This is a genomic window from uncultured Abyssibacter sp., from assembly GCF_964000955.1.
Taxonomy (GTDB): Bacteria; Pseudomonadota; Gammaproteobacteria; order Nevskiales; family OUC007; genus Abyssibacter.
Genome location: NZ_CAXFCL010000139.1, coordinates 20,953 through 28,197, shown reverse-complemented (window position 1 = coordinate 28,197; position 7,245 = coordinate 20,953). Strand labels below are relative to the sequence as shown.

Genomic DNA, 7,245 nt, shown 5'->3' with positions numbered 1-7,245 from the left:
GTGCTGCCGGACATCAGCCGGGGCGTGCAGGCCCTGGAGGCCGGGCGTCTGGATCAGGCCGAGAAGAACTTGCTGCCGCTGGCCAAGCGCGGCTTCGTGGACGCGCAGCATCACCTCGCACGTCTGTACAAGGAAGTCGGCACGCCGGCCACGCGCGACGAGGCGATCCGCTGGTTCGAGCAGTCGGTGGCCAAGTACCCGATGGATGCCGATCCGCTGGGGCGCCTGCGCTTCGAGGCGACCGGCGACCCGCAGCATCTGAAGGAGGTCGAGGCGGTGCTGCGCAAGCATCACCAGCTCGGCGATCCGGATGCGCTCAAGCGACTGGTCCGGCTTTATCGGGACTACCCCGGGCTGGCGGATGACGAGACGGTCGGCGACACGCTGGGCGTTGCGCTGGCCACCGATGATCCCGACACCATCGCGTCGGTAATCGACTGGTACCGCAAGAACGACGGCGTGCGCGAGAACTTCGTGCAGCTGATCCAGCTCTGTGCCCGTCACTATCGGCGGGTCGATCAGTGTCTGCCCGATCTCGCGCTCAACGCCCGCATGGGACGCAACCCCGAGCGTGTGCGGGAGCTGATGGATCGCGCGCTCGCGCGGTACCCAAGCGAGCGGGTCGACGCCGATCTGCTCTACAGCATGGCCTCCGATCTGCTGACCAACGACGTGCCGCAGCCGCCGATGCAAGCCGAGGCCATCGAGTTGCTGACGGCGGCCAGCGAGCGGCATGTGCCGGCGCTGGCGCGGCTGGGCGAGCTGCTTACCGACCGGCCGGACCTGATCGACGACGCCAATCCGATCGAGATGCTGGAGGAGGCGCATGCCGCCGGCTCCGCCGAAGCGGCGCTGACGCTGGGTCGCGCCTACATGAACGGCACGCTGGTCGAGATCGATCCCGCCCTGGCCGAGCAGTACCTGTCCGAGGCGGCGGAAACGCTGCCGGCCGGCAAGTTCTCGCTGGCCCGGTTCTACATGCGTGGCTTCGCCGGCGACGAGGCCTACGTGCGCGCCGCGCCCCTGCTGCTGGGGGCGGCGCGGGACGGCTATCGCCGCGCCGACCTGGATCTGGCCCGGTTTTATGCCGACAACCGCGTGGTCAAGGCCAACCCGGCCTATGCCTTCGCCTTCGCGCGCATCGCCGAGACCAACGAGGTGCGGGGTGTCGGCGAGTTCCTGAACAGCCTGGAGCCGAATCTGACCGAGGAGATGGTCGCCAAGGGCAACCAGGTCGCCGAGCAGGAATACGAGGCGCGGCGGTATCGCGATGAACCGATGCTGGGTGTCGCCTTGAACAACGGCCCAGCCGTGGCGGCACCCGAATCCACGACGAGGGATGGAGAGACACAGTGAAAGCGACGACATGGATGTTGTTACTCGCCGCCGGACTGATGAGCACCCAGGCCATTGGTCAGATGGAGAACGAAACCGAACTGAAACTGCGCGCTGGTGGTTTCGCCGAAGGCGAGCGCGACCTGGGCCTGGGTGGTGACGAGGAATCCAGCGAGTTCTTTGGCGAGATTCACGGGTCGCTGTTCACACAGTACGCCCCCGGCTTCTCGACCAAGCTCCGTGTGCAGGCGTTCTACTCCACGGGCGAGGTGTTCCTGAACACCGACGAGACGCCGCAGCCGTCGGACGAGTACATCGCTCTGCGCGAAGCCTGGATCGATATCGGCGCGATGACCTCGTTTCCCGGCGAGGTGCTGCGCCTCGGTCGTCAGCGCATCCGCGATGACGATGCGCTGTGGTACGACGACGACGCGGTCGCGGCCCGCTGGGCCTTCGACACCACGCTGTTGCAGGCCTCGCTGGGCGTGGCGCAGCAGCTGGAAGGCTTCCGGACCGATGACGCCGGCGTGGACAAGGATCAGGAAGACCGCTTCTACATCTTCGGTGACATCGGCACCCAGTTCCGGCCGGGCCATTTCGTCGAGTTGCGTGTGGCCAACGCCGCGGATGATGTCGACCTCGAGGAAGAGCAGATGCGCGAGACGCCCGAACGGGATCGCGATCGCAGCCTCACCTGGGTGGGCCTCGCCGTGCACAGCGATTTTCACAACGAGCGCGCCCTGGAGCGGGTGGCCTACTGGGCCGAAATCATGGGCGTGACCGGAGACGAGGAATACGTCATTCAGCCCGATCCGATGCTGGGCGACCCGGTGACCTTCGCCCAGCGCGATGTCAGCGGTGTGGCCGGATCGTTCGCGCTGCGGTTTCGCCCGTCACCGCAGGTGCCGGCGCAGTTCGGCGTGATGTATTCGCTGGGCTCCGGTGGCGTCGATTCCAGCGGTGAATCCGAGACCTTCGAGCAGACCGGCCTGCAGAGCAACCGCTCCCGCTACACCGGTACGCGCAGCCAGATTCACCGGTTCAGCGAGGCCGCGCAGTTCGAGCTGGGCAATCTGCACGTGAGCACGGTGTTCGCGTCATTCCCGGCCGAGGTCTTCGACATCAGCCTGATCGCGCACCAGTTTCAGCGTGACGCCGAGTCCTACGGCGTCGAGTCCAAGGGCTTGAGCGTCGATCCGGAACCCGGCGGCGATGACGACATCGGCCGCTCGTACGACATCGTGGTGGCACGTTACTTCGAGGGCTTCGATCGCGTGATTCTGCGCGAGTCCGGCCCCAGTGGCGTACTGCGTCTGCGCGCCTCGCTGTTCGAACCCGGCGACGCCTACGCGGCGGACGCCGACTCGACGTACCGCGCGATCCTGGAGATGAGTTGGAAGCTGTGATGCCGCATCAACGTCTCTTCCGTCATCTGGTTCCGGGGCTGCTCGCCGTGCTGCTGCCCGTGGCCTCGCTGCATGCGGCCGACTACGTCGTGCGTTCGGAAGACCCGAACCTGCTCTATCAGCCCAAGCCCGAGCTGCCGTCGTTGGAGCCGTTCACGCGCTCGGCCGTGTACGCCAAGATCGGGTCGCGAACGCCCGGCCAGGTCAGCACCGCGCGCATGGTGCATCTGGACCCGATGAACGAGTTCGTCGGCGGTGACGGCCGCCTGGCCGTCTGGGCGGCGCGGCAGCGGCGGAACCCGCATGCCATCGTGTTGCGCAAGGGTTACGTGACCCCCGCGGACATCGCCACGGTGCTGGGTCCGGAAGCCATCGAGGAAACCTCGCCGGGTGTGTTCGTGGCCCGGCTGCCGGTGCTGGTGTCACGCGACGCGACGTTCCATATCGACGAATCGGTGAAGGCATTCCGCCTGTCCGAGGATGCCGGCTCGTTCCTGGTCAACGACGGGCGCCTGTTCATCACCGACTCGGCGGTGATCGGGTGGCGGGAGTCGACCGGCACACCGGCAAGCTACCGCTACGAGAAGGGTTTCCGACCCTTCATCCTGGCCTGGGGTGGCACGGAGACCTATGTCGTCAACAGCCGTTTTGCCAGCCTGGGCTACGACGAGAGCAAGTCCTACGGGTTTTCGATCTCGCAGTACACGCCGGCTCAGGACAAGATCTTCGGGCGGCCGCATCCGACCGGATGGGTGATCGATTCCGAGTTCGATGACATGTGGTTCGGCTTCTACTGCTACGAGGCCGACGACGTCGTCATCGCGCGCAATACCTACCGCGACAGCATCGTCTACGGCATCGATCCGCATGATCGCTCGAACCGGCTGATCATCGCCGAGAACCATGTGTCGGGTACGCGCAAGAAGCACGGCATCATCATCTCGCGCGAAGTGAACAACAGTTGGTTGTTCAGCAACATCACGACCAACAACAAGCTGTCGGGGATGGTGCTCGACCGCCAGTCCAGCCACAACGTCGTAGCCGACAACGAGTTCGTCGACAACGGCTCGGACGGTCTCACCCTGTACGAGAGCCCGGACAACATCATCTGGGGCAACAAGGCGGTGAGCAACGGCTCTCACGGGTTTCGCGTCCGCAACAGCGTGAACGTGAAGCTGTACGACAACATCGCGATCAACAACGCCTACACCGGCATCAATGGTCACGCCAAGGTGCTGCCGCCCGGTTCCCGGGATCTGGAGCTGGACCCTTACGACGACGAGTTCTCGCTGATCATCGTCGGCGGACGCCTGGTGCACAACGGCGGCGGACCGATCGCCATCGAGCAGCCGCTGAGCATCGAGATGGCCGGTGTCGAGATGCTGGCCCCGACCAGCGAGACCGGGTTCGCCCTGGACGGCGTGCTGGGCGAACACCTGCACGAAGTCTTCGACGTGATGGTCCGGCAGAAGAAGGCCGTGGTCATCGAACTCGACAACGTGAAACGACGGGTCGAGGGCTGAGACGATGCGATCGGGGATGTCTTCAGTTCGGACCCGGTGCGTCCTGTGGTTGATCGCCGTGCTGATGCCGTTGACCGCCGGCGCGGCGGTTGCCAACGAGTTCGACAGCTATGTCGTGCGCGCGGTGGAGCCCACCGGATTGTCGATGCCGGAGCCCACGCTGCCGGATATCACCGGCTTCACCCGTGAATCGGCGCTGAACAAGATCGTCCGGCGCCGGCCCGGCGAGATCTCCATCCGTCGCATGGTCGATCTGATCGAGTTCGACGAGTTCGTGGGCAGAGACGGTCGGCTGGCGACCTGGGCCGAACGCCAGCGCCGGAATCCGGTGGCCATCGTCCTCGAAGGCGGGCTGATCCGGATGTCTGACATCCTGTCGGCGGTCGAGCCGTATCAGCTGGAGGCGGAGGACGGCGTCTACACCCTGCGCCTGCCGTTGCTGGTGTCCGCGTCGGCCACGCTGCTGATCGACGATTCCGTGCAGTCGCTGCGTCTGTCGCAGCAGGCCGGCGCGTTCCTGGTCAATGACGGGCGCCTGTTCGTGACCGATACCGAGGTCGTCGCCTGGGACGAGGAAAACGAGGCGCCTGCGGCCTATGTGAAGAAGAAGAGGTTCCGGCCGTTTCTGATCGCCTGGGGCGGGTCGGAGACCTATTTGCTGAGCAGCCGATTCGTCAATCTGGGCTACGGCGCGACCAAGTCCTACGGCATCAGCTTTTCGCAGTACACCAAGAGTGTGCCGCGGCATAAGACCCGGGCCCGGCCCACCGGCTGGATCCTCGATTCCACCTTCGACGGCCTGCTTTACGGCTTCTACTGCTACGAAGCCGACGACGTGGTCATCGTCAACAACGTCTACAAGAACAGCGTCATCTACGGCATTGACCCGCACGACCGCTCGAACCGGCTGATCATTGCCCGGAACACGGCCTACGGGACCAAGGAGCGTCACGGGATCATCGTCTCGCGCGAGGTCAACGACAGCTGGATCTTCCGCAACGAGTCCTACGACAACACGGGCTCGGGGATCATGGTCGACCGGCAGAGCACCGGGAACATCGTCGCCTACAACAAGGTGCACGGGAATGGCTCCGATGGGATCACCATCTACGAGTCGCCGGAGAATCTGCTCTACGCCAACCAGAGCATCGGCAACCGGGCGCATGGCTACCGGGTGCGCAACAGCGTGGGCATCAAGCTCTACGAGAACCGGGCGATCGCCAACGCCTACACCGGCATCAACGGGCATGTGCGCACGCTCAACGATCCGACACGCGATTTGCAGCTGGACCCCTACGACACGCGAATCTCGATGGTGGTCGTTGGCGGCCGGCTCATCCACAACGGTGGCGGTCCGATCTCCATTGACCAGCCGGTGAGTGTCGAGCTCTACGACGTCGACATGTTCGCTCCGGCCAATGCCACCGGGGTGGAGATGTCCGGCGTGCTGGGCGAGCACCTGCCCGAGGTGCTGGACGTGATGATTCGTCAGCGTCAGGCCGTGGTGATCGAGCCCGACAACATCCAGCGCAGGGTGGACGGCTGACATGGTGTTCTCGTCCAACATTTTCCTGTTCGTCTTCCTCCCCGCGTTTCTGGGCCTGTACTTCCTGAGTCCCGCGCGCTGGCGCAACGCCTGGATCGTGCTCGGCAGCTACGCGTTCTACGCCTGGTGGCGGCTGGACTTCCTGGCGTTGTTCGTGGGCGTGACGCTGGTGAACTACTTCGTTGGCCGGCGCATCTTCGCGGCGCAGGCGGTGGCTGCCCACGCGGCAGCGCGGCGGTGGATGATCCTCGGCGTGGTCGCCGATCTCGCCGTGCTCGGCTATTTCAAGTACGCGAATTTCGGCGTCGACAGCTTCAACCTGATGCTCACATCGGCCGGTGTCGCGCCGTTTCATCTGGCCGATATCGTGCTGCCGATCGGCATTTCGTTCTACACCTTCCAGGCGGTCAGCTACGTCATCGACGTGTACCGGCGCGACACCCCGCCGGCCGACAATCTGGTCGACTTCGCGGCCTTCATCGCGCTGTTCCCCCAGCTGATCGCCGGACCGGTGTTGCGCTACAAGGATCTGGCCCCGCAGTTCAAGCACCGGCCGCTGTCGGCGGACTTGTTCGGCGAGGGCGTTGCCCGCTTCATGCAGGGTTTCATCAAGAAGGTGCTGATCGCCGACTCGGTGGCTCCGCTGGTCGATGCCGGCTTCGCGCTGGAAGATCCGACCATGGCCGATGCCTGGCTGACCGCGCTGGCCTACACGGTGCAGCTGTACTTCGACTTCTCCGGCTACACCGACATGGCGATCGGCCTGGGGCTGATGATGGGGTTCCGCTTCATCGAGAACTTCCGCCAGCCCTACGTTTCGCAGTCCATCACCGAGTTCTGGCGGCGCTGGCACATCAGTCTGTCGACCTGGCTCAAGGACTATTTGTACATCTCGCTGGGTGGCAACCGCCGCGGCAAGGTCCGTACCTACATCAACCTGTTGCTGACCATGGTACTGGGCGGGTTGTGGCATGGCGCGAACTGGACCTTCGTGGTCTGGGGCGCCTGGCACGGCGCCATTCTGGCCGTGGAGCGCATGTTCGGCGTCAACGGCAATCCGAGCGGTTTCAACCCGTTGCGCTGGGCGGTGACCTTCGTCTTCGTGATGCTGGGCTGGGTGGCCTTCCGCGCCGAGACGCTCGGCGACGCCGGCCGGTTGTACGCGGTGATGTTCGGCGGCGGTGACATCGGGCTGTCGGCGGCCTACGCGGCGGCGATTTCGCAGTTCAACCTCGCGTTGCTCGGGCTGGGTGTCGCGGTACTGCTGCTCGGTGGCTTGCGTGATCGCCTGGCCGCGGCCGGGTCCGCACGACCTGGTGGTCATCCGATGGTGGTGCGCTGGGCCGGCGCGCTGGCGCTGCCGGTGTTCGTGGCGGCCGTTCTGAAGCTGTCCGCCGACAGCTATTCCCCATTTCTCTACTTCCAGTTCTAGGAG

5 protein-coding genes are annotated in these 7,245 nt (G+C 64.9%); all 5 read left to right on the top strand.

From position 1 onward, the window contains the following. On the top strand, positions 1 to 1,356 hold a 1,356-nt coding region (locus tag ABNS06_RS06590; protein WP_348673367.1), incomplete at its 5' end, for an SEL1-like repeat protein. Then, entirely contained in the window at positions 1,353 to 2,741 is a 1,389-nt protein-coding gene (locus tag ABNS06_RS06585; protein ID WP_348673366.1) for an alginate export family protein, read from the top strand. The genes ABNS06_RS06590 and ABNS06_RS06585, both read left to right, overlap by 4 nt. Further along, complete coding sequence (locus ABNS06_RS06580; protein WP_348673364.1) at positions 2,741 to 4,264, top strand: right-handed parallel beta-helix repeat-containing protein; 1,524 nt, start codon at positions 2,741 to 2,743, stop codon at positions 4,262 to 4,264. Before ABNS06_RS06585 ends, ABNS06_RS06580 begins: the two co-directional genes overlap by 1 nt. 64 nt (positions 4,265 to 4,328) lie before the next feature. Continuing rightward, positions 4,329 to 5,810, top strand: a complete 1,482-nt coding sequence (locus ABNS06_RS06575) for a NosD domain-containing protein (protein WP_348673370.1) — start codon at positions 4,329 to 4,331, stop codon at positions 5,808 to 5,810. Between the two features lies 1 nt (position 5,811). After that, positions 5,812 to 7,242 carry an MBOAT family protein gene (locus ABNS06_RS06570; protein ID WP_348673363.1) on the top strand — a complete coding sequence of 477 codons (1,431 nt, stop codon included), beginning with the start codon at positions 5,812 to 5,814 and terminating at the stop codon, positions 7,240 to 7,242. Positions 7,243 to 7,245 lie beyond the last annotated feature (3 nt).

Bases quoted from the DNA above. Each gene is read 5' to 3' on its own strand.
- ABNS06_RS06580 (WP_348673364.1), top strand. From the start codon at position 2,741: ATGCCGCATCAACGTCTCTTCCGTCATCTGGTTCCGGGGCTGCTCGCC.
- ABNS06_RS06575 (WP_348673370.1), top strand. From the start codon at position 4,329: ATGCCGTTGACCGCCGGCGCGGCGGTTGCCAACGAGTTCGACAGCTAT.
- ABNS06_RS06570 (WP_348673363.1), top strand. From the start codon at position 5,812: ATGGTGTTCTCGTCCAACATTTTCCTGTTCGTCTTCCTCCCCGCGTTT.